Below are 22,753 nucleotides of genomic sequence, written 5' to 3'. Positions count from 1 at the left end.
GGACCGAATCGTTCACACCCGGCTCACAATGCTGATCAGGATGTAGACGATGATCATCAGAACGAAGAAGGACAGGTCGAGTGCCACGCCCCCGAGACGCAGCGGCGGAATGAACCGCCGCAGAAGCTTGAGCGGTGGATCGGTGACAGTGTAAGTGGCCTCCAGAACGACCACCATCGCCTTGCCAGGTTGCCATGAACGGGCGAACTGGAAGACGTAGTCCATGACAAGCCGGAAGATCAACACGATGAGGAAACACATCAGCGCGATGTAGACCACATCCAATGCGATGCCCATCTAGCGCTTCCCTCTCCCCTGATGCTCTCGTTCTTCCGGCCTTCCGGCCGGGGTTGTCCCGGTGTCTCGTCTCAGCTCTGGTTGAAGAAACCGCCCTCTGCGATACGGGCCTTGTCCTCCGCCGTGACATCGACGTTAGCAGGCGACAACAGGAACACCTTCTGCGTCACCCGCTCAATGCTGCCATGCAGACCGAAGACAAGTCCTGCGGCAAAGTCGACAAGTCGCTTCGCATCGGTGTCATCCATCTCGGTCAGATTCATGATCACCGGAGTGCCTTCACGGAAGTGTTCCCCGATGGTACGGGCCTCGTTGTAGGTCCGGGGGTGCAGCGTGGTGATGCGGTAGGGCTCCCGCTCGGACACAACCTTGGGCATGATCACCGGGGCGTTCTTCTCCATACTCGGGCGTTCAGGTGTGATGGACGCCACGGGGGCGATTCGGGCGGGTCGTCCGCTTTCCGCCGGTAGCGCAACAGGCTCGCGCTGGGCGGGCGGTTGCACCATTCGCACCGGTTCGTCCTGCTGGGACTGGTGCGACTGATGCGGAGGTTGGTGTCGCCTTCGGTCCCTCTCGGGCTCGGGCTCGGGTTCGAACTCGTCATCGGGGTCGAACCCCGGGCCGTCGTACCCATCGTCCTCCACGAGGCCGAGGTAGACCGCCATCTTGCGCATCGCGCCGGCCATGCTCTGAGTCCTCCGCTCTGTGGTGGATCGCCCTTGTGCCAATTTCGCAGCGTCACCAAGTGCCCGCGATCCACTGGGTCTGCCCGCCGATCGGCGGGAATGACCATATTTTCTGCTGTGGTCCGACTTGCTTCGCGACGTTACCCGAGCGGGGGACGGACGCCGAGTACCGCAGTGCCGACGCGGACATGTGTCGCACCCGCCTTCACCGCCTCTTCGAGGTCCGCACTCATCCCTGCTGACACCATGTTGGCAGCAGGATGGGTCGCGCGCAGGCGGGATGAGATTTCCATCAGCCGCTCGAATGCCGCCTGTTGCCGTCCCGCATACGGTCCGGCCAGCGGTGCGACGGTCATCAGTCCGTCGAGCCGCAGTCCTGGTGCGGCGGCCACCGAGTCGGCCAACTCGCCGACGCCGTCGGGCGCGACGCCACCGCGCTCCCCCCGCCCGCCGGCTTCCGCGTCGAGCGCGACCTGGACCAGGCAGCCCAGTTCACGCCCGGCCCTGACAGCCGCGGTTGAGAGAGAAGTAACAAGTCTGGCCCGGTCCACGGACTGCACGACATCGGCATAACTCGCCACAGAACGGACCTTGTTCGTCTGAAGCTGACCGACAAAGTGCCAGGAAAGCGGCAGATCCGAACACTCCGCGGCCTTGGGTGCCGCGTCCTGATCGCGGTTCTCCGCCACCTGTCGCACGCCGAGTTCCGAGAGAAGTCGCACATCGCTCGCGGGATACGTCTTGGTGACCACGATCAGGGTCACGTCATCGCGCTCGCGGCCCGCGGACGCGCAGGCGGAAGCGATCCGCTCCTCCACGCGGGCCAGGTTCTCGGTGAGTTCGCGCTTACGGTCCGTCATGACGTATCAGTCCAGCCAGACATATCCGGCGAGCCGCCCAGTGGTGCGGTCGCGACGGTAGGAGAAGTGGTCGGCCGATTCCAGGGTGCAGACCGGCGAGTGCTGCCGGTCCACGACGCCGAGCGCCGACAGCTGGGCGAGCACTCCCGCGGTGACATCCACCGCGGGAGTGGACCAGCTCGTCTCCGACCAGGCTTCCGGAACGGTCCGCGCGACCTCGGCCCGCATGTCGGCGGGCACTTCGTAGCAGCGGCCGCAGACGGCGGGTCCTGTACGGGCCGTGATCCGGGCGAGGTCGGCGCCGAGCGAGACCATCGCACCGACCGCGGCCGGGACGACCCCGGCGACCAGTCCGGGACGGCCCGCGTGGGCGGCGGCCACCACGCCCGCGACCGGGTCGGCGAGCAGTACGGGGACGCAGTCGGCGGTGAGCACCGCGAGCGGCACCCCCCGGCCGGCGGTCACGACGGCGTCGGCGGCGGGGATTTCCGTCCCCTCGCCGAGAGTCTCCGCCCAGGGGCCTTCGACCACGGCGACCTCGCGCCCGTGCACCTGGTTCATCCAGACGACCCGCGCCGGGTCGATGCCCAGTGAGCGCGCGGCGAGTTCACGGTTCGTCACGACGGCGGCCGGGTCGTCACCGACCGCTCCGCCGAGATTGAGCTGATCGTACGGAACGGCGCTCACCCCGCCCCACCTGTCGGTGAAAGCGAAGTGCGCGCCGTTCGTAGACATGCCGGTGTCGCACGCGGTTATGGGACGCCGCATCACTTCAAGAAGTCCGGTACGTCCAGCTCTTCGGCCTGGCTGTCCTGGTACGGGCGGGCCGGCGGGACCTGCGGCGGGGCGACCGGCGCCGCCGGGGCCTCGTTCGCACGCTCCGTCTCGGCCGGAACCGGAGTCTCCTCGCGCTGGGTGACCGCGCCGAGACCGCCGAACGAACGGGACGTCTCGGTGGCCGTCACCGGAACGGGCTCCTCGCGCTTGGCGGAACCGGTGCCGATGGCGCTCTCCCGGCGGGTCGGCGGCTGTCCGCCGTCGAAGCCCGCCGCGATGACCGTCACCCGTACCTCGTCACCGAGGGCGTCGTCGATGACGGCGCCGAAGATGATGTTGGCCTCGGGGTGCGCGGCCTCGCTGACCAGCTGTGCGGCCTCGTTGATCTCGAAGAGACCGAGGTCCGAACCGCCGGAGATCGATAGCAGCACTCCCCGTGCGCCGTCGATGGACGCTTCGAGCAGTGGCGAGGAGATCGCCATCTCGGCCGCGGCCACCGCACGGTCGTCGCCGCGGGCCGAGCCGATCCCCATGAGCGCCGATCCGGCCTCGGACATCACGGACTTGACGTCCGCGAAGTCGAGGTTGATCAGACCCGGTGTGGTGATCAGGTCGGTGATGCCCTGGACACCCGACAACAGCACCTGGTCCGCGGACTTGAACGCGTCCAGGACGCTGACCTGGCGGTCCGAGATGGACAGCAGGCGGTCGTTGGGGATGACGATGAGGGTGTCGACCTCTTCGCGGAGTTCGGCGATGCCGTCCTCCGCCTGATTGGCGCGACGCCGGCCCTCGAAGGTGAAGGGACGGGTGACCACGCCGATGGTGAGTGCGCCCAGCGAACGGGCGATGTTGGCGACGACGGGTGCGCCGCCGGTGCCGGTGCCACCGCCTTCTCCTGCGGTGACGAAGACCATGTCGGCCCCCTTGAGGACCTCCTCGATCTCCTCACGGTGGTCCTCTGCCGCCTTGCGGCCGACTGCCGGGTTGGCCCCGGCGCCGAGGCCGCGGGTCAGTTCACGGCCGACGTCGAGCTTGACGTCGGCGTCGCTCATCAACAGGGCCTGTGCGTCGGTGTTGATCGCGATGAACTCGACGCCCTTGAGGCCGACCTCGATCATTCGGTTGATGGCATTGACACCACCGCCGCCGACACCGATGACCTTGATGACTGCGAGGTAGTTCTGCGGTGCTGCCACGTCGAAGGCCTCTCGCCTCGAGTTACGTGTCGCCGCTGCGTGCTTGACGCTTCGCGACGACGGATGCCGATGGGACGGTCCGAACGCCGACCCGAACCCTAACTGTGAAGTTGAGGGTTACCAGTGTGTCTGCTCCTTGGACTCTCCGAACAGGACACTAAGTCGACAAGCGGCGCACGTTCAATGAACACGCCGAACCTCCCGTTTTTCTTTTCACCCTATGTGATCAGCCGTTGCGCTGACCAACCAGGGTGCTGGCCAGCGACGATGCCCGTCAACTCCCTGACACCGCAGGGGCGGTGGGGGCGCTCACATCGAAGTGCGCCGCCTTCGGGGCGGCTTTCATCAGCGCGATGAGCGCGCGGGCCTTCGCCGTGCCGAACTCGCCGCTCCCCCAGGCGACTGTGCGGTGCCCGGTCAGCTCGAGCGAGATGGAGTCGTATGAACTGACCCGGACGAAAAGGGTGTCACGGGCGACCGCGGACGGAAGTTCCCGCGCCACCCGTACCGCTTCGACCCGCAGCCGGTCCGCGCCGAATCGGCGCAGGCTCGGTGACTGACCGGCAGTCAATTCGAGTACCGGCACTCTCCGGGGAGCGCTTTCCACTGTGGCGAAACGCACGCCCTTGGCGTCCACTTCTGTGAACTTACCGCCCGACTTCATGAGCAGTACCGGCTTTCGCTCGGTCACTTTCAGACTGATGCCGTGCGGCCATGAACGGGTGACAACCACCGAGTCGATTCGGGGCAATTTCTTCCGCAGCCGGTTCTCCATCGCATCCGTATCGACGGAAATCAGTGGATCGCCGATCGGAACAGCCGCGGCCGACTCCACCTGGTCCCGGGTCAGAACCTGGATACCCGTGGTCCGGATTTGCGTCACTCGCAGCCAGGAAGAACCATAGAGTGCCCAGATACCGCCGCCCGCCAGAAGCAGCAGGACGGCGAGCACCAGGATCACCAGCCTTCTGGTGCGAGGCCGCAGACGGCCGGGGGGCTTCCGCTGCCCCTGGGAGCGGCCGCGGCCGGACTCCGCCGCTGGATTGCGTTCACCGCGCTGTGCGGTCGTCGGTCCGGCCACGCTCGCTCCTTCGGGCGTCACGCCTGGTGGCGCGCCGCGATCGCCTCGTACACCATGCCGACGAGCAGGTCGTCGGCGTCCCGGCGGCCGAACTCGGCGGCGGCGCGGGACATCTCGAACAGCCGGTGCGGATCGGCGAGGACCGGCAGGACGTTGCCCTGCACCCACTCGGGGGTCAGCTGTGCGTCGTCCACCAGCAGGCCACCGCCCGCGTTGACCACCGGCTGGGCGTTGAGCCGCTGTTCGCCGTTCCCGATCGGCAACGGCACATAGGCGGCGGGCAGCCCGACGGCGGAGAGTTCGGCCACGGTCATCGCGCCCGCGCGGCAGAGCATCATGTCGGCCGCGGCGTACGCGAGGTCCATCCGGTCCACGTACGGTACCGGGAGGTAGGGCGGCATTCCGGGCATGTTGTCGACACGCGGCAGTTCGTTCTTCGGGCCGACCACGTGCAGGATCTGGATCCCGGAGCGCTGGAGCACCGGGGCGACCTGCTGGACCACCTCGTTGAGGCGGCGGGCCCCCTGCGAGCCGCCGGAGACCAGCAGCGTCGGCAGGTTGGGGTCGAGGCCGAAGGCGGCGCGCGCCTCGGGGCGGACCCTGGCGCGGTCGAGTACGGCGATGGTGCGGCGCAGCGGGATGCCGATGTAGCGGGCGCCGCGGAGCTTGCTGTCCGGGGTGGAGACGGCCACGGCGGCCGCGTACCGGGAGCCGATCTTGTTGGCGAGCCCCGGTCTGGCGTTCGCCTCGTGGACGATGATCGGCACCCCGAGCCGCTTGGCCGCGAGATAGCCGGGCAGCGCCACATAGCCGCCGAAGCCGACGACACAGTCCGCCTGGGTCCGCTCCAGGATCTGCTCGGCGGCCTTGATCGTGCCGCGCAGCCGTCCCGGGACGGTGATCAGCTCAGGGGTGGGCCTGCGGGGCAGCGGTACGGCGGGGATCAGCCCCAACTCGTAGCCCCGTTCGGGCACGAGACGGGTTTCGAGCCCACGCTCCGTGCCGAGGGCCGTGATGCCCACGGCCGGGTCCTGCCTGCGCAGGGCATCCGCAAGGGCGAGCGCCGGCTCGATGTGGCCGGCGGTCCCCCCGCCGGCGAGTACGACATGCACCGAAATTCACCGCTCTCCGGACGGACGCTTCTTGACGCGCCGTCTCATCGACTTCCATCTCACCCCGGGCCTCCGCAAGGCCAGAGCCGTTCTCGCTGCGGGGTCCGACCGCGCAAAGGCGATCAGCAGCCCGACGGCGAACATGGTCGGCAGCAGGGCGGAGCCCCCGTAGGAGAACAGCGGGAGCGGGACACCGGCGATCGGCAGCAGACCGAGCACCGCACCGATGTTGATCACGGACTGGACCGTGATCCAGGTGGTCACACCTCCCGCTGCGTACCTCACGAAGGGGTCCTCCGTGCGTCCGGCCACGCGGATACCCGCATAGCCTAGAGCCGCGAAGAGGCCGAGTACCGACAGAGTCCCCGCAAGGCCCAGTTCCTCCCCGGTGACCGCGAAGATGAAGTCCGTGTGGGGCTCGGGGAGTTGGCCCCATTTCTCCACACTCGCACCCAGTCCGGATCCGAACCAGCCGCCGGACGCCAGTGCGTAGATTCCGTGCACCGCCTGCCAGCACTGGTCCTTCGGACCCGGGTCGGTCGCGCCGATGCAGGCGAGCCTGCCCATCCGGTTCGGGCTGGTCTTGATCAGCAGGAACGTCATGAACGCCGCGATGCCGAGCACCATCGCGAACATCCGGGTGGGCGCCCCCGCCAGCCACAGCAGCCCGAAGAGGATCGCTGTGAGAATGATCGCGGTGCCCATGTCGCCGCCGAGCATGATCAGTCCGAGCAGCATGAAAGCGACCGGGACGAGCGGCACGAGCATGTGCTTCCACTGCGTGAGCAGCTTCTTCTCCTGCTTGCGGGCGAGCAGGTCGGCGCCCCAGAGGATCAGCGCGAGCTTGCCGAACTCGCTGGGCTGCAGCATGAAGGGGCCGCCCAGCGAGATCCAGTTCTGGTTGCCGTTGACCGAACGCCCTATCCCCGGCACCTGGACGAGCACCATCAGGAAGACGGTGCCCGCGAGCAGCGGGTAGGCGAAGGCCCGGTGCAGCTTCACCGGCATCCGGGTCGCGATGAACGCGAGACCGCCGCCGAGTACCGCCGCGAAGAGCTGTTTACGGAAGAAGAACGAGCCGGGCTCGGAGATCTCCAGCGCCTTGATCATCGAGGCGGAGTAGACCATCACCAGTCCGAGCACCGTGATCAGGAGGGCGGACCCCACCAGCAGGTAGTAGGCCGTCAGAGGGCGGTCCAGGGCGCTCCGTGCCTGTTCGTAGCTGCGGCGCAGCTGGCCGGTGCCCGCGCCGCGCGGTACGGAGCCGCGCCGGGCCGCGGACGGGCGGCGCGCCGTCCCCGTACCGCCACGCCCGCCTCTGTCCTTGACCGGCATGCCTGTCCCCTCCACTCGTGCCCGGCCTCCGCCGGGTCCCGGCGCGGGGCCGTACGGCGGGCGGCCGGGAGACATGTTCCCGGTGCCGCGGCCCTAGCCGATCTCGGCGGCCAACTCGCGTACGGCGTCGGCGAATGCCTCACCGCGCTTGTTGTAGTTGACGAACATGTCCATGGAGGCACAGGCCGGAGCCAGCAGAACCGTGTCCCCCGGCCGGGCGAGCCGTGCCGCCTCCCTGACCGCCGCCGACATGGCCCCAGTGTCGGTCCGGTCGAGGTCGACCACCGGTACCTCCGGGGCGTGTCGCGCCAGGGCTTCGGCGATGAGCGCCCGCTCGGCGCCGATCAGTACGACGCCCCGCAGCCGCTTCGCCGCCCCGCCGACCAGGTCGTCGAAGCTCGCTCCCTTGGCGAGACCGCCCGCGATCCAGACGATCGGGTCGTAGGCGGCCAGGGAGGCTTCGGTGGCATGGGTGTTGGTGGCCTTGGAGTCGTCGATGTACGCGACACCGGCGACGTCGGCCACCTTCTCGATACGGTGCGGATCGGGCCGGAAGGCGCGGAGTCCGTCGCGTACGGCGGCCGGGGCCACGCCGTACGCGCGTGCCAGCGCGGCCGCGGCGAGGGCGTTGGCGATGTTGTGCGGCGCCGGCGGGGTGACGTCGGCGGTCTCGGCCAGCTCCTGTGCCTGCTTCTGCCGGTCGGCGACGAAGGCCCGGTCGACCAGGATCCCGTCGACCACACCGAGCTGCGAGGGCCCGGGGGCGCCGAGGGTGAAGCCGATGGCACGGCAGCCCTCCTCCACGTCGGCCGCGCGGACCAGTTCCTCGGTGGCCGGGTCGGCGGCGTTGTAGACGCAGGCGACGGTGTTGCCCTCGTAGACCCGGCCCTTGTCGGCCGCGTACGCCGCCATCGAGCCGTGCCAGTCGAGGTGGTCGGGGGCCAGGTTGAGCACGGCGGCCGAGTGGACGCGCAGGCTGGGCGCCCAGTGCAGCTGGTAGCTGGAGAGCTCCACGGCAAGGACGTCGTACTCCTCGTCACCGAGTACGGCGTCCAGGAGGGAGACGCCGATGTTGCCGACGGCCTCGGTGCGCAGCCCGGCGGCGCGCAGGATCGAGGCGAGCATCCGTACGGTCGTGGTCTTGCCGTTGGTGCCGGTGACCGCGAGCCAGGGCGCGGCGCCCGGACGCCGCAGCCGCCAGGCGAGTTCGACGTCGCCCCAGACCGGCACCCTCGCTTCGGCCGCCGCCAGGAAGAGCGGCTTGTCGGGCCGCCAGCCCGGCGCGGTGACGATGAGTTCGGTGCCGTCCGGCAGGGTGGCCCCGTCGCCGAGGCGCACCGTGATACCCAGCGCGGTGAGTTCACCGGCCTGGGCCCGGGCGCGTTCGTCGGCGCCCTCGTTGACGACGGTGACCTCGGCTCCGAGGCCGTGCAGGGCGCGCGCCGCCGGTAGCCCGGATACGCCCATGCCCGCGACGGTGACGCGCTTGCCCTGCCAGTTCACTTCGCGGCCGCCCAGCCCGCGTAGAAGAGCCCGAGGCCGACGATCACGCACATGCCCTGGATGATCCAGAAGCGGACCACGACAAGGACTTCGGACCACCCCTTGAGTTCGAAGTGGTGCTGGAGCGGCGCCATCTTGAAGACGCGCTTGCCGGTCATCTTGAACGAGCCGACCTGGATCACGACGGACATGGTGATCAGGACGAAGAGGCCGCCGAGGATGGCCATCAGGAACTCGGTGCGGGAGCAGATGGCGAGCCCGGCGAGTGCGCCGCCCAGCGCCAGCGACCCGGTGTCACCCATGAAGATCTTGGCGGGCGACGTGTTCCACCACAGGAAGCCGAAGCAGGCGCCCATCAGGGCCGATGCGACGACTGCCAGGTCGAGTGGGTCTCTGACCTCGAAACAGGCGCTGGGGTTGGTCAGGGTCGCCGCGTTGGCGCAGGACTCCTGGAACTGCCAGACGCCGATGAAGGTGTACGCGCCGAAGACCATCACGGACGCGCCGGTGGCGAGGCCGTCGAGGCCGTCGGTGAGGTTCACCCCGTTCGACATGGCGAGGATCATGAACAGCGCCCAGACGACGAAGAGCACCGGGCCGATCGACCAGCCGAAGTCCGAGACGAAGGAGAGCTTGGTGGAGGCCGGTGTGTAGCCGCGCGAGTCCTTGAACATCAGGGCGAGGACGGCGAAGGCGATGCCGACGATCAGCTGCCCGGCCATCTTGGCCTTGGCCCGCAGCCCCAGCGAGCGCTGCTTGACGATCTTGATGTAGTCGTCGAGGAACCCGACCAGGCCCATCCCCGCCATCAGGAAGAGCACCAGCACACCCGAGAACGTCATCGGGTCGCCGGTGATCAGCTTGGTGGCGAGGTAGGCGATGATCGTGGCCAGGATGAAGGCGATACCACCCATGGTCGGGGTACCGCGCTTGCCGTGGTGGCCGCGCGGTCCGTCGTCCCGGATGAACTGCCCGTACCCCTTGCGGGCGAGCAGCTTGATCAGCAGCGGTGTGCCGACCAGGGTCAGGAAGAGTCCGATGACCCCCGAGAAGAGAATCTGCTTCATCGGGCGGCGACCTCGCCCTCGGTACCACCGTCGAGCAGGGCGCTCGCCACCTGCTCCAACCCCACCGACCTGGACGCCTTCACCAGCACGACGTCTCCCTCACGCAGTTGACTGCGCAACAGGTCGACGGCCGCCTGCGCGTCGGACACGTGCACCGACTCCTCACCCCACGAACCCTCGTTATAGGCGCCCAGTTGCAGCCAGGACGCTTCCCTGCCCCCGACTGCCACGAGCTTGCTCACGTTGAGCCGGACGGCCAGCCGTCCGACCGCGTCGTGCTCGGCGAGTGACTCGTCACCGAGCTCGGCCATCTGGCCGAGCACTGCCCACGTACGTCCCCCCCTGGCCTGTGCGGCTTTGCCCATGGCCGCCAGCGCACGCAGCGCGGCTCGCATGGATTCGGGGTTCGCGTTGTAGGCGTCGTTGACAACGGTCACACCGTCCGGACGCTCGGTGACCTCCATGCGCCAGCGGGAGAGCGAGCCAGCCTCGGAGAGCGCCGTTGCGATCTCGTCTGCGGACATGCCCAACTCATGTGCGACGGCGGCCGCGGCGAGCGCGTTCGACACGTGGTGCTCACCGTACAGGCGCAAGGTCACATCGCCGCACCCGGTGGGTGTGTGCAGCGTAAAGGCGGCCTGTCCGGTGTCGGTCAGGCGGACGTTCTCGCCACGTACGTCCGCTTCATCCGCCTCTCCGAAGAGCAGGAGGCGTGCCTTGGTGCGGGAGGACATGGCGCGTACGAGCGGGTCGTCGGCGTTGAGCACGGCGACGCCGTGCTCCGGAAGCGACTCGACCATCTCGCCCTTGGCCTGCGCGATCTGCGCACGCCCGCCGAACTCCCCGATGTGCGCGGTCCCGACGTTGAGGACGAGACCGGTCTTCGGCGGCACCAGGCCGGTGAGGTAGCGGATGTCGCCGATGTAGCGCGCACCCATTTCGAGGACCAGGTAACGGGTGTTCTCGTCGGCCCGCAGCGCGGTGAGCGGCAGGCCGATCTCGTTGTTGAGGTTGCCTTCCGGGTAGACCGTCGGGCCCTTGCGCTCCAGGAGCTGGGCGATCAGGTCCTTGGTCGATGTCTTCCCGGCGGAACCGGTGAGAGCGACGACTTCGGTGCCGAGGCGCTCCACGACGGTACGCGCGAGCGTCCCCAGCGCGGCGGTCACGTCGGGCACCACGAGGGCGGGCACGCCGACGGGACGGGTGGCCAGCACGGCCACCGCCCCCGCTTCGACGGAGCTCCGCGCGTAGTCGTGGCCGTCGACGCGCTCACCGGCGAACGCGACGAAGAGACTGCCGGGCCGCACCGCGCGGGAGTCGCTGACGACGGAACCGGTGACCAGGACGGACGGATCCGGTATGTCGTGCGGCTGCCCGCCGATGATGTCGGCGATCTCGGCGAGGGAAAGGGCGATCACTTGGTCATCCCTGACTGTTGTTCTCGATTGCTGCGCGCTCGATTGCTGCGCGGAGGACCTGGCGGTCGTCGAAGGGGCGTACCACTCCGGCGATGTCCTGGCCCTGCTCGTGGCCCTTGCCCGCGATCAGCACGGTGTCCCCGGGCCGGGCGCGGGCCACGGCCGCCGCGATGGCCGCCGCACGGTCCGAGTCGATCAGGACGTCGCCGCGCTCGTGCACCGGCACCTCGGCGGCGCCCGCGATCATCGCGGCGAGGATCGCGAGGGGGTCCTCGCCGCGCGGGTTGTCGGAGGTCAGTACGGCGGTGTCGGCGAGGCGGGCGGCCGCAGCGCCCATCGGGCCGCGTTTGGTCTGGTCGCGGTCGCCGCCGCAGCCGAGCACGATGTGCAGCCGGCCTTCGGTGACCTTGCGCAGGGCGCGCAGCACCGACTCGACGGCGTCCGTCTTGTGCGCGTAGTCGACGACGGCGAGATACGGCTGCCCGGCGTCCACCCGCTCCAGCCTGCCCGGCACCCCGGGGACGGCCGCGATGCCGTCGGCCGCGGTCTGCGGGTCGGTGCCCGCGACGGCGAGGGTGACGATCGCGGCGAGGGTGTTGGCCACGTTGAAGGGGCCGGCCAGCGGGGATGTGGCGGCGATGCGCTGCCCCTGCGGGCCTACGGCGGTGAAGGTGCTGGTGAACAGGGCCACTTCGACGTCCTCGGCACGCCAGTCGGCGTCCGGGTGCCCCTCGGCGGAGAAGGTGGTGATGGGGACGGTCGCCTCGTCGACGAGCCGGCGGCCGTACTCGTCGTCGTAGTTGACCACGCCGACCTTGCTGAGCCGCGGGGTGAACAGCTGCGCCTTGGCCTGGAAGTAGTCCTCCATCCCGGAGTGGAACTCCATGTGCTCCGGGCTGAGGTTGTTGAAGACCGCGACGTCGAAGACGCAGCCGTCGACCCGGCCCAGCACCAGTGCGTGGCTGGAGACCTCCATGGCGACCGTGTCGACGCCGCGCTCGCGCATGACCGCGAACAGCGCCTGGAGGTCGGTGGCTTCGGGCGTGGTGCGCTCGGACTTGATGCGCTCGTCGCCGATGCGCATCTCGACCGTGCCGATGAGGCCGCTGAGGTGCCCGGCCGCCCGGATGCCGCCCTCGACGAGATAGGCGGTGGTGGTCTTGCCCGATGTGCCGGTGATGCCGATCTGGAGGAGGTCGCGGCCGGGGTGGCCGTAGATCTCCGTGGCCAGCTCGCCCATCACGGCGCGCGGGTCGGGGACGGTCAGCACGGGGAGACCGGTGGCCTCGGCCCGTTCGGTGCCCTTGGGGTCCGTGAGCACCGCGGTGGCTCCCAGGCCGGCCGCCTGCTCGACGAAGTCGGCGCCGTGCAGCCGGGCGCCGGGGAGCGCGGCGTACAGGTCTCCGGGGCGGACCGCCCGTGAGTCGTGGGTGATGCCGGTGACCTCAGCGGCGCCAGGTGACGCGATGCCCAGTCGTCCTGCCAGATCCCCCAGAGGGGTCGGTCGGACCTCGGCCGGACGGGGTGCTCCCGGATAGGTCACAGAAGGGTCTTTCTGGGCGATTTGGTACTGATCAGCGTGTGGCACGGCGGTGAGCGTACCGGGCGCACCGGGCTCCCCGCGAAGTGAGGGTGCGGGGGTGTTCCGGTTCCCCGGTCCCGGGGTGATGGTCGTCACTGATGGTTCCTGAGTCACTGGTGAGGGCCGAAGGTGACCGGGATGGGGTCGGCCTTCTTGCCGGTCGGCGGGGTCTGGAGGGTCTTCAGGGCGAACTCCATGACCTTTTTGTAGACAGGGCCACAGGTGGAGCCGCCGAAGTGGCTGCCGCTGGTCGGGTTCTGGATGGCGCAGTACACGGTGATACGGGGTTTGTCGGCGGGGGCGAAGCCGGCGAAGGAGGCGGTGTAGCCGCTGTAGCGGCCGGTCTTCGGGTCCACCCGGTTGGCTGTCCCGGTCTTGCCCGCGACCCGGTAGCCGGGGATACGGGCGGAGACGCCTGTGCCTTCCACATCGCTCACGACCGACTCCAGCATCCGGGAGACCGTCTTCGCGGTCTGCTCGCTGACGACCCTGGTCCTCTTCGGGGCGGGCGACGGGGTGAACCGCCCGTCCGGTCCCTTGGTACCGCTGATCAGCGAGGGCTGCACCCGTACACCGCCGTTGGCGATCGTCGAGTACACGGATGCCGCCTGCAGGGCGTTGAGCGAGAGCCCCTGGCCGAACGGGATCGTGTACTGCTGGGACGTCGACCAGTCCTGCGGCTTGGCCAGGATCCCCGAGGTCTCGCCGGGGAAGCCGACGCCGGTGGGGCTGCCGATGCCGAACTTGTGCAGGTAGGAGTAGAGGACCTTGTTGGCCTCGGGCTGTGTCCTGCCGAGCTGGCCCGCGGCCTCGATGGTGCCGATGTTGCTGGACTTGGCCAGGACGCCGTTGAGCGTCAGCGACCAGGTGTCGTGGTCGACGTCGTCCTTGAAGAGCCGGTCCCCGCGGTGCAGCCGGTTGGGGACGGTGACGTGGGTGGTCGGTGTGGCCACCCCCTGCTGGATGATGGCGGCCATGGACATGATCTTGCTGACGGAGCCGGGCTCGTAGGCGTCCTGGACCGCGGCGTTGCCGAGCGCGTCGGGGTTGGCGTGGGTCAGGTCGTTGGGGTCGAAGCCGGGCGCGTTGGCCATGGCGAGCACCTGACCGCTCCTGGTGTCCTGCACCACCACATAGCCGCGGTCGGCCTTGGACTCCTTCACCTGCGCGGCGATCGCGCTCTGCGCGGCCCACTGGATGTCGCGGTCCAGGGTCAGTTCGACGTCCGAGCCCGGTACGGCCGGCTTCTCGCTGGCACCCGCGGTGGGCACCGTGCGGCCGCCCGACTGGGCGTACGTGATCTTGCCGTTCTTGCCGGCGAGCTCCTTGTTCAGCGACGATTCCAGGCCGCCCGCACCCTGTCCTGCCGAGTTGACCCAGCCGAGCACCCCGGCGGCGAGATCACCGTTCGGGTACACACGCCTGGTGCTCGGCTCCTGGAAGATCCCGGCGATCACATCGGCGCCCTTGCCGCCCTTGGCCTTGTCGGCGGCCGCCTTCTGCGCGAAGACGCTCTGCAGGTCCTTGATCTGGTTCCAGACCTGCGGGGTCTGCCGGCTCGCCAGCAGCACATAGCGGGTGTCGGGCGTCCTGAGCTTGCGCGCGATCGCCTCCGCGTCCTCGTCGAGGATCGGCGCGAGCAGCGCGCCCGCCTGCTCCGGGGCGTCGGTGGCGTGGCTCTGGGCGCGGCTGAACATCGTCGGGTCGGCCGTGATGTCGTACGCGTCGACGCTGGAGGCCAGGGCCACACCGCTGCGGTCGGTGATCTCCCCGCGCTCGGCGGTCAGGGTGTGGCTCAGATAGCGGTTCTTGTCCGCCTTGGCCGTGTACGCGGAGGCGTCGATGGCCTGCACCTGGAGCAGCCGTACGACGAAGACCGCCATCACGAGGGTCAGTGCGAGGGTGACGAGCCGCAGCCGGGGGCGCGGGCTGCCGAGCCGCAGCTTGCGGGCGTTCTGCCGCGCGGGGCGCGGACGGCGCTGCGCCGGGCGCGCGCCACGGGCGGCGGCGCCACGGGCGGCAGGCCGTGCCGGGCGTGCGGGGCCCGGTACACGACGGCGCGGGGGTTCCTTGGACGGCACTGCGTCACCTGCCGGATGTCGGGGTCGGCGCTGCTGTCGTGCCCGCCGACGCGGATGGCACGGCGGGGGCGCTGCCCGAAGGGGTCGCGTCCGGTGCCGAAGGGGTGGCGGACGGCTTGGGCGCGGCCGGGGACGGCGGGGGCGCGGGGAGCGCGGTGGACTCGGCGGCCTTGCCCAGGACCTTGCCGTCCGGGGAGAGGAAGGCCGGGCCGCCGCCCGGCACCATGCCGAGCTCGCGGGCCCGCTTCTCCAGCGCCCCGGGCGCCGAGCGGCCGTCCACGTCCCGCTGGAGCGCCTGTTCCTCGTCGGTCAGCTCGGTGATCTGCTTCTGGTCCTTGCTGAGCTTGAAGGAACCTTCGTTCAGCGCCGAGTTGAGCAGCAGGAGCGTGATCAGCCCGCCGCCGAGCAGGACGACGACCAGCAGCACGAAGGGCATCCGGGCCGCCCGGCCCGGCCCGGCGGGCAGCAGCGCGGCGAGGCGCGCGGCCCGGCCCTTCAGCTGTCGGGGCGGCTTGCTCACAGAGCCTCCTCGCGGATGCGCTGCGCACCCCGCAGCCGGGCGGGTGCCGCGCGCCGGTTGTCCGCGACCTCCTCCTCCGCAGGGAGTTCCGCACCGCGGGTGAGGAGCTTGAGCCGCGGCTGGTAGCGCTCGGGCACCACGGGCAGACCGGCCGGCGCCGTGTTGGCTGCGCCCGCCGCGAAGACCTGCTTGACCAGCCGGTCCTCCAGCGAGTGGTACGAGAGGACGGCGATGCGCCCGCCCACCGCGAGGGACTTCACCGCGGCCGGAACGGCCCGCTCCAGCACGGCGAGTTCGCCGTTGACCTCGATGCGCAGCGCCTGGAAGGTGCGCTTGGCGGGGTTGCCGCCGGTGCGCTTGGCGGCCTGCGGCAGTGAGTCGCGGATCAGCTCGACCAGCCGGGCGCTGTTGGTGAAGGGTTCCTTCTCCCGCTCCCGTACGACGGCGGAGACGATGCGCTTGGCCTGCTTCTCCTCGCCGTACGCCCGCAGGATCCGGACCAGTTCGCCCGGCGGGTAGGTGTTGAGCACCTCGGCCGCGCTCATCCCGGTCGTCTGGTCCATCCGCATGTCGAGCGGGGCGTCCTGGGCGTACGCGAAACCGCGGTCCGCCTCGTCCAGCTGCATCGACGAGACGCCGAGGTCGAAGAGGACGCCCTGCACGCGCGGGACCTCCAGTCGGTCCAGGACATCGGGCAGTTCGTCGTAGACCGCGTGGACCAGGGTGGCCCGGTCACCGAAGGACGCGAGCCGCTCGCCCGAGAGCCGCAGGGCCTCCTTGTCCCGGTCGAGCGCGATCAGCCGGGCCGCCGGGAAGGTCGAGAGCAGCGCCTCGCTGTGGCCGCCGAGGCCGAGGGTGCAGTCGACGACGACCGCACCGGGCTGCGCAAGGGCCGGGGCCAACAGATCCAGGCATCGCTGGAGCATCACCGGGACATGTCGGGACTGGCTCATGCGCCCTCTCAGGTAAGGCGCGGTCGGACGTACTGCCGGGTCCCCGCCCGCTCGGAAGGGGACGGTCCGCCGGCGCCGGGAAGGGCGTCGGCCGGCCGGCGAGCGGGAGAGGGCCGAGCCGTACGTACGCCGCGCATGCGCGGGTGTGCGGGATGTGTCCGTCAAGCAGGTGTGTCTGCGGTGAGTGACGGTGAGGAGTGCGCCCGTGCAGCACGTGACGACGCTCACGCCTCCCACTTCGCGCCACTTTAGTCCACTCGTCCCCCCGGTCAATCAACCGCCCAGCGCGCCGCGGGCTCCGCTTTTCATCCGGACGGAGTACGGCCACCACCGCTGTGGATTAGGTCACAGGCGCCCGTGTTGACGCGCCATTTCCGACCCCTTGGCAGGACCGCGCGATCAACGGCCGCTACCGTCATACGCATGTCGACTGCTGCGCACTCTCCCGCGGAGCCCACCGCGCCCCGCCCCGACCTCACCGTGCCCCCCGGCGGAACGGTGACCGACCGGCTCGTCGAGGCCAACCGGCAGTACGCCGGGGCGTTCCAGGACCCCGGCATGGACGCCCGCCCGGTACTCCACGTGGCTGTGGTCGCGTGCATGGACGCCCGGCTCGACCTGCACGACGCCCTCGGGCTCGAACTCGGCGACTGCCACACGATCCGCAACGCGGGCGGTGTGGTCACCGACGACGTCATCCGGTCCCTGACCATCAGCCAGCGCGCCCTGGGCACCAGGAGCGTGGTCCTGATCCACCACACCACCTGCGGTCTGGAGAGCCTCACCGAGGACTTCCGGGTCGAGCTGGAGGAAGAGGTCGGGCAGCGTCCGCCGTGGGCGGTGGAGTCCTTCCGCGACGTCGACCAGGACGTACGCCAGTCGATGCAGCGCGTACGGACCTCGCCGTTCCTGCTGCACACCGACGATGTGCGGGGTTTCGTCTTCGACGTACGGGCGGGTCTCCTGCGGGAGATCGACCCGGCCGGGGAGAGCGCTCAGGAGTGAATCCCCGGGTTGCCGTCCGTGCCTCCGGACCTCCGGAGCAGGACGAAAATACGGCAACCCGCGACATGTCACGCCCACTTGTCCACAGGCGAGTGACACGAAGCGGTAACGGCAACGACAATGCTGGGGCGGCACCTCGTCCGGATCCCTCCGGAGGGGGCGTCAGCTGTTCGGGGTCGGGCCGGGCCGTATACGAGCGCGCCGGCCCGTGAATGGGGTATCCCCTGCTTCTCAGGAGCGCGGGAGTAGGGCCGAGGAGGGCCGGGTGACGACCTATGACGATCGAGCGAGCCTCACAGATCTGACGACCACTGCGGAGCGCGTCCGCGGGTCGGTCGAGGGTGTGATCGAGGGCAAGCCCGAGGTCGTACGGCTCGCGCTGACCGTACTGCTCGCCGAGGGGCACCTCCTCATCGAGGATGTGCCGGGCGTGGGCAAGACCATGCTGGCCAAGGCGCTGGCCCGCTCCATCGACTGCTCGGTGCGGCGCATCCAGTTCACGCCCGACCTGCTGCCGTCGGACATCACCGGTGTCTCGATCTTCGACCAGCAGCGGCGCGACTTCGAGTTCAAGCCCGGGGCGATCTTCGCGCAGATCGTGATCGGCGACGAGATCAACCGTGCCTCCCCGAAGACCCAGTCGGCGCTGCTCGAATCGATGGAGGAGCGCCAGGTCACCGTCGACGGGAAGACGTACGAGCTGCCCGGCCCCTTCATGGTGGTGGCCACCCAGAACCCGGTGGAGATGGAGGGCACCTACCCGCTCCCCGAGGCGCAGCGCGACCGGTTCATGGCGCGGGTCTCCATCGGCTATCCCAGCCCCGAGGCCGAGCTCCAGATGCTCGATGTGCACGGCGGCGTCTCACCGCTCGACGACCTCCAGCCGGTGGCACACGCCCACGAGATCCTCAAGCTCATCGACGCGGTGCGCACGGTGCATGTCGCCGACGCCGTGCGGCGTTACGCGGTGCAGCTGGTGACGGCGACCCGCAGCCATCCGGACCTCAGACTCGGCGCTTCGCCGCGCGCCACCTTGCATCTGCTACGGGCGGCCAAGGCGTCGGCCGCGCTGAGCGGCCGGGAGTACGCGCTGCCCGACGACGTCCAGGCGCTGGCCGTGGCGGTGCTCGCGCACCGGCTGCTGCCCACGGCCCAGGCCCAGCTGAACCGCCACACCGCGGAGCAGGTGGTCCTGGAGATCCTCCAGCAGACGCCCGTTCCCGCGTACAACAACCGGCAGCCCGGCGCCCGGCGGCTGTGATGGCCGCCGGGGGTGCTCAGGCCGCCGACGAGGACGGGGGCGGGCTGCGGACCGCCCTGTCGGGGCTGACCACACGCGGCCGCTCGTTCATCGCGGCCGGCGTCGCGGCCGCGGTCTGCGCGTATGTCCTGGGCCAGAGCGACCTGCTGCGGGTGGGGCTGCTCCTCGCGGTGCTGCCGCTGATCTGCGCGGGCCTGCTCTTCCGTACGCGGTACCGCGTCGTGGCGAGCAGACGGCTCTCGCCCGCCCGGGTGACGGCCGGGTCCGAGGCCCGCGTCCATCTGCGGATGGACAATGTCTCGCGGCTGCCCACGGGCCTGCTGATGCTCCAGGACCGGGTGCCGTACGTGCTGGGGCCGCGGCCCCGTTTCGTCCTGGACCGGGTGGAGTCCGGCGGGCGGCGCGAGGTGTCGTACCGGGTCCGCTCCGATCTGCGGGGCCGCTATCCGCTGGGGCCGCTCCAGCTGCGGCTGACCGACCCGTTCGGGATGTGCGAGCTGACCAGGTCGTTCAGCCCCGAGGACACTCTGACGGTGATTCCCAGGACCGAGCCGCTGCCACCGGTCCGGCTGTCCGGTGAGGCGGCCGGGTACGGGGACGGCAGACAGCGGTCGCTCGCGCTGGCCGGTGAGGACGACGTGATCCCGCGGGGCTACCGGTACGGGGACGATCTGCGCCGGGTGCACTGGCGCTCCACCGCCCGCTACGGCGAACTGATGGTGCGCCGCGAGGAGCAGCCGCAGCGGGCCCGCTGCACGGTACTGCTCGACACCCGCAGGACCGCCTACCAGGGCGCGGGGCCCGACTCGGCCTTCGAGTGGGCCGTGTCGGGGGCGGCGTCGGCACTGGTGCACGTACTGGAACGGGGCTTCTCGGTACGGCTGCTGACGGACACCGGCAGTTCGGTGCCGGCCGAGGGGGCGGGCGGATTCGCCGGGGCCACCCAGCAGTCCGCCGACTCGGCGGGGCTGATGATGGACACGCTCGCCGTCGTCGGGCACTCCGACGGGGCGGGCCTCTCCCGCTCGTACGACGTGCTGCGCGGCGGGAACGAAGGGCTGCTGGTGGCTTTCTTCGGCGATCTGGACGAGGAACAGGCGGCGGTGGCGGCCCCGATGCGGCAGCGCAGCGGGGCGGCCGTCGCCTTCGTACTGGACAGCGAAGCCTGGGTGTACGGCGGGGCCCCGGCCGGACACGGGGGCGGGGCGCTGCGGCGGCTGCGGGACGCGGGCTGGACCGTGCTCGAGGTCGGGCCGGGCGCTTCGCTCGCCGAGCTGTGGCGGCAGGCGGGGCAGCAGCACAGCAGTACGGGCTCGGCGTCGTCGTGGCACGGCGGCACGGCGGCGACGGACAACGGCGCCGGGGCGGGATCCGGCACAGCGGGGGGCGGTAGCCGTACCGGCACGGCTGGTACCGGCACGGCGGGATCCGGCACGGCGCGGCCCGGCACAGCGGGGTCCGGCACGGCACGGCCCGGCACAGCGGGGTCCGGCACAGCTGGGCCCGGCGCAGCGCAGCCCGGCGCAGCGCGGCCCGGCAGTGGGACAGGGACCGGCGCGGGGGGACGGGTATGAGCGGCCGGACGAGACTGGCGCTGTGCGCCTACGCGGCCACGATGCTGGCCGCCTGCGCGCTGCTGCCGCTGGTCCAGCCGGTCACCTGGATCATTCAGGCCGCACTGCTGCTGGCGGTCCAGAGCGTGGTGGGCGCCCTGGCCCGGCGGGTTCCGCTGGCGCGGCCGCTGACGGTGGCGGCGCAGGCGGTGACGGCGCTGCTGTTGCTCACGCTGGTCTTCGCCCGCGGCCAGGCGCTCGGCGGTATCGTGCCCGGCCCGGAGGCCGTGGAGCATTTCGGGGCCATGCTGCGGGCGGGCGCCGATGACATAGGGCAGTACTCGATACCGGCGCCGACGACCGCGAACATCCGGCTGATGCTGTTCGGTGGAGTGCTGCTGATCGGGCTGCTGGTGGACACGCTGGCGGTGACGTTCCGCAGTGCGGCGCCGGCCGGACTGCCGCTGCTCGCGCTGTACTCGGTGGCGGCCGGTATCGCGCAGAGCAGCGCGGCCTGGCTCTGGTTCGTGCTCGCCGCATCCGGCTATCTGCTGCTTCTGCTGGCCGAGAGCAGGGAGCGGCTCTCCCAGTGGGGAAGGGTCTTCGGCTCGCCGCACGGCCGCGGAACTGATGGTTCCGCGCGCGGTGCGGGCAGCCCTTCGGCGCCGGTCCGCGCGGGGCGGCGTATCGGGGCGGTCGCGCTGGGATTCGCCCTGGTGGTCCCGGCCGCGCTGCCCGCGATGGACACCGGGCTGCTCGGCGGCGCGGGCCGGGGCGCCGGGCCCGGGGGCGGCGGGGGGACCATCTCCGCGGTCAATCCGCTGGTCTCACTGCAGAACAGCCTCACCCAGTCCGACGACCGCGAGGTGATGCGCTACCGCACCAACGCGGTCGACACCGACGGGATGTATCTGCGGATCGTCTCGCTCGACCGGTTCGACGGCACCGCGTGGAAGTCGTCGGAGCGCCGCATCCAGGACGTTCCGAAGAAACTGCCGACGCCGGACGGGCTCGGCCCGGACGTGGCCACCACCGAGGTGAGGACCAACATCTCCGCGGCCGGCTGGTACGCGCAGAACTGGCTGCCGCTCCCCTATCCGGCGACGAAGGTCGACATCAAGGGCCGCTGGCGCTTCGAACCGGCCGGGCGGACACTCGTCGGCGACCGGGGGCAGACCACCCGCGGTGTGCAGTACGGCGTGGACAGCCTGGCCGTCCGGCCGACGGCGGCGCAGCTGGCCTCGGCCCCGCCGCCGCCCGACGCGCTGCTGCGGGAGTACACGGAGGTGCCGGGTTCGCTGCCCGGCGTCGTGAAGTCCACGGCGGAGCAGGTGACGAAGGGCGCTGCGAACGACTACCAGCGGGCGGTCGAACTGCAGGACTGGTTCGCGTCCGAGGGCGGCTTCACCTACGACACCCAGGTGCAGTCGGGCACCGGCATCGACGCGATCGCGCGGTTCCTGAAGGAGAAACAGGGCTTCTGCGTCCATTTCGCCTTCACCATGGCGGCGATGGCCAGGACCCTGCACATTCCGGCCCGGGTGGCGGTGGGCTTCACTCCGGGCACCGCGCAGCCGGACGGCACCATGTCGGTCGGGCTGCGTGACGCCCATGCCTGGCCCGAGCTGTACTTCGAGGGCGTCGGCTGGACCCGCTTCGAGCCGACGCCCACCCGTGGCTCCGTGCCCTCGTACACCCAGGCGGACCACTCGTCCGACGGTCCCGCCACTCCGGCGCAGCCGGACTCCACGTCATCGGCCGGCCCCGCGGCGACCCCGTCCGCGACGGCCAGCTGCCCGCCCCAGCTGCACAAGGTCAGCGGGTGCGGGGCTCCGGCGCAGGGCGGCGGCGTACCGCCGGTCGACCGGGGAACCGGTCACGGCACGGCGCTGGGCGTGGGGGTGGCGGTGCTGATCGTGGTCCTGCTGCTGCTTCTGCTGCCGATGTTCTGGCGTACCAGGGCGCGGGCCCGGCGGCTGGGGTCCGGCGGGCGGACGCCCGCGGACGCCGCGGACCGGACGCTGTCGGCCTGGCGGGAGATCACCGACTCGGCCTGGGACTTCGGGATCCAGCCCGACGATTCGCTGACCCCGCGCAAGTGCGCCGAGCGGATCGTGCGGACCGGTGAGCTGACCGGCCCGGCGGCCGACGCGGTGCACCGGGCCGCCCATGCGGTGGAGCGGGTGCTGTACGCGCCCAGCGCCGGTGAGCCGGGCGGTCTCACCGATGACGTCCTGCTGATCAGGGCCGCGCTGCGGGCCGGCGCGGGCCGGGTGGCACGGGCCCGTGCGGTCCTGGCGCCCCGCTCGTCCGTACGGGTGGTGTGGGAGGTGTCCCGCCGCCGGGAGCGGGCGGCGAACCGCTGGCGCCGTCGCCGCGCGGGGCTCGACCGGTGGGTGACAAACCTCCGGCCCTCCCGGCAGCGCGGCTGAGGGGCGGCCGCGTTCGGGCGGCCGCCCCTCA

19 protein-coding genes are annotated in these 22,753 nt (G+C 70.6%); 4 read left to right on the top strand and 15 right to left on the bottom strand.

From position 1 onward, the window contains the following. Window positions 1-12 precede the first annotated feature (12 nt). The 15 genes from OG510_RS28765 to rsmH all read right to left on the bottom strand — a co-directional run bounded on the left by OG510_RS28765 (window position 13) and on the right by rsmH (window position 16,471). Window positions 13-297: a YggT family protein gene (locus tag OG510_RS28765; protein WP_250303709.1), complete on the bottom strand. Its 285-nt coding sequence runs from the start codon at window positions 295-297 to the stop codon at window positions 13-15. Window positions 298-368: 71 nt separating this feature from the next. Further along, window positions 369-983 (bottom strand): cell division protein SepF, encoded by a 615-nt coding sequence (locus tag OG510_RS28760; RefSeq protein ID WP_164264969.1) that lies wholly within the window; start codon window positions 981-983, stop codon window positions 369-371. 140 nt (window positions 984-1,123) lie between these two features. Next, complete coding sequence (locus tag OG510_RS28755) at window positions 1,124-1,843, bottom strand: YggS family pyridoxal phosphate-dependent enzyme (protein WP_406140642.1); 720 nt, start codon at window positions 1,841-1,843, stop codon at window positions 1,124-1,126. A 6-nt stretch (window positions 1,844-1,849) separates the two neighbouring features. Continuing rightward, window positions 1,850-2,578 (bottom strand): peptidoglycan editing factor PgeF, encoded by a 729-nt coding sequence (gene pgeF, locus OG510_RS28750; protein WP_406140641.1) that lies wholly within the window; start codon window positions 2,576-2,578, stop codon window positions 1,850-1,852. A gap of 32 nt (window positions 2,579-2,610) precedes the next feature. After that, complete coding sequence (gene ftsZ / locus OG510_RS28745; protein WP_406140640.1) at window positions 2,611-3,819, bottom strand: cell division protein FtsZ; 1,209 nt, start codon at window positions 3,817-3,819, stop codon at window positions 2,611-2,613. A gap of 274 nt (window positions 3,820-4,093) precedes the next feature. Next, on the bottom strand, window positions 4,094-4,900 hold the full coding sequence (locus OG510_RS28740; RefSeq protein WP_406140639.1) for a cell division protein FtsQ/DivIB: 807 nt from the start codon (window positions 4,898-4,900) through the stop codon (window positions 4,094-4,096). 17 nt (window positions 4,901-4,917) lie between these two features. Next, the gene (gene murG, locus OG510_RS28735; RefSeq protein WP_406140637.1) at window positions 4,918-6,012 is read right to left on the bottom strand and encodes an undecaprenyldiphospho-muramoylpentapeptide beta-N-acetylglucosaminyltransferase; all 1,095 of its coding nucleotides are present in this window, start codon (window positions 6,010-6,012) and stop codon (window positions 4,918-4,920) included. A 6-nt stretch (window positions 6,013-6,018) separates the two neighbouring features. Continuing rightward, entirely contained in the window at window positions 6,019-7,347 is a 1,329-nt protein-coding gene (gene ftsW, locus OG510_RS28730; protein ID WP_406140636.1) for a putative lipid II flippase FtsW, read from the bottom strand. Between the two features lie 93 nt (window positions 7,348-7,440). Beyond that, complete coding sequence (gene murD / locus OG510_RS28725; RefSeq protein WP_406142601.1) at window positions 7,441-8,814, bottom strand: UDP-N-acetylmuramoyl-L-alanine--D-glutamate ligase; 1,374 nt, start codon at window positions 8,812-8,814, stop codon at window positions 7,441-7,443. 32 nt (window positions 8,815-8,846) lie between these two features. Then, the gene (gene mraY, locus OG510_RS28720) at window positions 8,847-9,917 is read right to left on the bottom strand and encodes a phospho-N-acetylmuramoyl-pentapeptide-transferase (protein ID WP_266857918.1); all 1,071 of its coding nucleotides are present in this window, start codon (window positions 9,915-9,917) and stop codon (window positions 8,847-8,849) included. After that, window positions 9,914-11,335: a UDP-N-acetylmuramoyl-tripeptide--D-alanyl-D-alanine ligase gene (gene murF / locus OG510_RS28715; protein ID WP_406140634.1), complete on the bottom strand. Its 1,422-nt coding sequence runs from the start codon at window positions 11,333-11,335 to the stop codon at window positions 9,914-9,916. The genes mraY and murF overlap by 4 nt, the downstream gene beginning before the upstream one ends. Before the next feature lie 4 nt (window positions 11,336-11,339). Then, a complete protein-coding gene (locus OG510_RS28710) occupies window positions 11,340-13,013 on the bottom strand; it encodes a UDP-N-acetylmuramoyl-L-alanyl-D-glutamate--2,6-diaminopimelate ligase (RefSeq protein WP_164264959.1) in 1,674 nt (557 codons plus the stop codon). A gap of 14 nt (window positions 13,014-13,027) precedes the next feature. Further along, window positions 13,028-14,998 (bottom strand): peptidoglycan D,D-transpeptidase FtsI family protein, encoded by a 1,971-nt coding sequence (locus OG510_RS28705; RefSeq protein WP_406140633.1) that lies wholly within the window; start codon window positions 14,996-14,998, stop codon window positions 13,028-13,030. Window positions 14,999-15,002: 4 nt separating this feature from the next. After that, window positions 15,003-15,518, bottom strand: a complete 516-nt coding sequence (locus OG510_RS28700; RefSeq protein WP_406140631.1) for a septum formation initiator family protein — start codon at window positions 15,516-15,518, stop codon at window positions 15,003-15,005. Further along, entirely contained in the window at window positions 15,515-16,471 is a 957-nt protein-coding gene (gene rsmH, locus OG510_RS28695; RefSeq protein WP_406140629.1) for a 16S rRNA (cytosine(1402)-N(4))-methyltransferase RsmH, read from the bottom strand. The genes OG510_RS28700 and rsmH overlap by 4 nt, the downstream gene beginning before the upstream one ends. Before the next feature lie 423 nt (window positions 16,472-16,894). On the opposite strand from rsmH, the gene OG510_RS28690 reads away from it, so the two are divergent. From OG510_RS28690 to OG510_RS28675, 4 genes are all read left to right on the top strand, one after another. Further along, window positions 16,895-17,476: a beta-class carbonic anhydrase gene (locus OG510_RS28690; RefSeq protein WP_406140627.1), complete on the top strand. Its 582-nt coding sequence runs from the start codon at window positions 16,895-16,897 to the stop codon at window positions 17,474-17,476. 265 nt (window positions 17,477-17,741) lie between these two features. Beyond that, window positions 17,742-18,737, top strand: coding sequence for an AAA family ATPase (locus OG510_RS28685; protein WP_406140626.1), 996 nt, complete (start codon window positions 17,742-17,744; stop codon window positions 18,735-18,737). Then, on the top strand, window positions 18,737-20,311 hold the full coding sequence (locus OG510_RS28680; RefSeq protein WP_406140624.1) for a DUF58 domain-containing protein: 1,575 nt from the start codon (window positions 18,737-18,739) through the stop codon (window positions 20,309-20,311). Before OG510_RS28685 ends, OG510_RS28680 begins: the two co-directional genes overlap by 1 nt. After that, window positions 20,308-22,722, top strand: coding sequence for a DUF3488 and DUF4129 domain-containing transglutaminase family protein (locus tag OG510_RS28675; RefSeq protein WP_406140622.1), 2,415 nt, complete (start codon window positions 20,308-20,310; stop codon window positions 22,720-22,722). The genes OG510_RS28680 and OG510_RS28675 overlap by 4 nt, the downstream gene beginning before the upstream one ends. The last annotated feature ends 31 nt before the right edge of the window (window positions 22,723-22,753 follow it).

Source organism: Streptomyces sp. NBC_01089 (genome assembly GCF_045162975.1).
GTDB lineage: Bacteria > Actinomycetota > Actinomycetes > Streptomycetales > Streptomycetaceae > Streptomyces.
This window is presented reverse-complemented; position numbering and strand designations above follow the sequence as displayed.

Excerpts from the sequence above, each read along its gene's own strand:
- rsmH (WP_406140629.1), bottom strand. The coding sequence starts at position 16,471 with ATGAGCCAGTCCCGACATGTCCCGGTGATGCTCCAGCGATGCCTGGAT.
- OG510_RS28755 (WP_406140642.1), bottom strand. The coding sequence starts at position 1,843 with ATGACGGACCGTAAGCGCGAACTCACCGAGAACCTGGCCCGCGTGGAG.
- murD (WP_406142601.1), bottom strand. The coding sequence starts at position 8,814 with ATGGGCGTATCCGGGCTACCGGCGGCGCGCGCCCTGCACGGCCTCGGA.
- OG510_RS28690 (WP_406140627.1), top strand. The coding sequence starts at position 16,895 with ATGTCGACTGCTGCGCACTCTCCCGCGGAGCCCACCGCGCCCCGCCCC.
- OG510_RS28760 (WP_164264969.1), bottom strand. The coding sequence starts at position 983 with ATGGCCGGCGCGATGCGCAAGATGGCGGTCTACCTCGGCCTCGTGGAG.
- OG510_RS28675 (WP_406140622.1), top strand. The coding sequence starts at position 20,308 with ATGAGCGGCCGGACGAGACTGGCGCTGTGCGCCTACGCGGCCACGATG.
- OG510_RS28680 (WP_406140624.1), top strand. The coding sequence starts at position 18,737 with ATGGCCGCCGGGGGTGCTCAGGCCGCCGACGAGGACGGGGGCGGGCTG.
- OG510_RS28765 (WP_250303709.1), bottom strand. The coding sequence starts at position 297 with ATGGGCATCGCATTGGATGTGGTCTACATCGCGCTGATGTGTTTCCTC.
- mraY (WP_266857918.1), bottom strand. The coding sequence starts at position 9,917 with ATGAAGCAGATTCTCTTCTCGGGGGTCATCGGACTCTTCCTGACCCTG.
- pgeF (WP_406140641.1), bottom strand. The coding sequence starts at position 2,578 with ATGTCTACGAACGGCGCGCACTTCGCTTTCACCGACAGGTGGGGCGGG.
- ftsW (WP_406140636.1), bottom strand. The coding sequence starts at position 7,347 with ATGCCGGTCAAGGACAGAGGCGGGCGTGGCGGTACGGGGACGGCGCGC.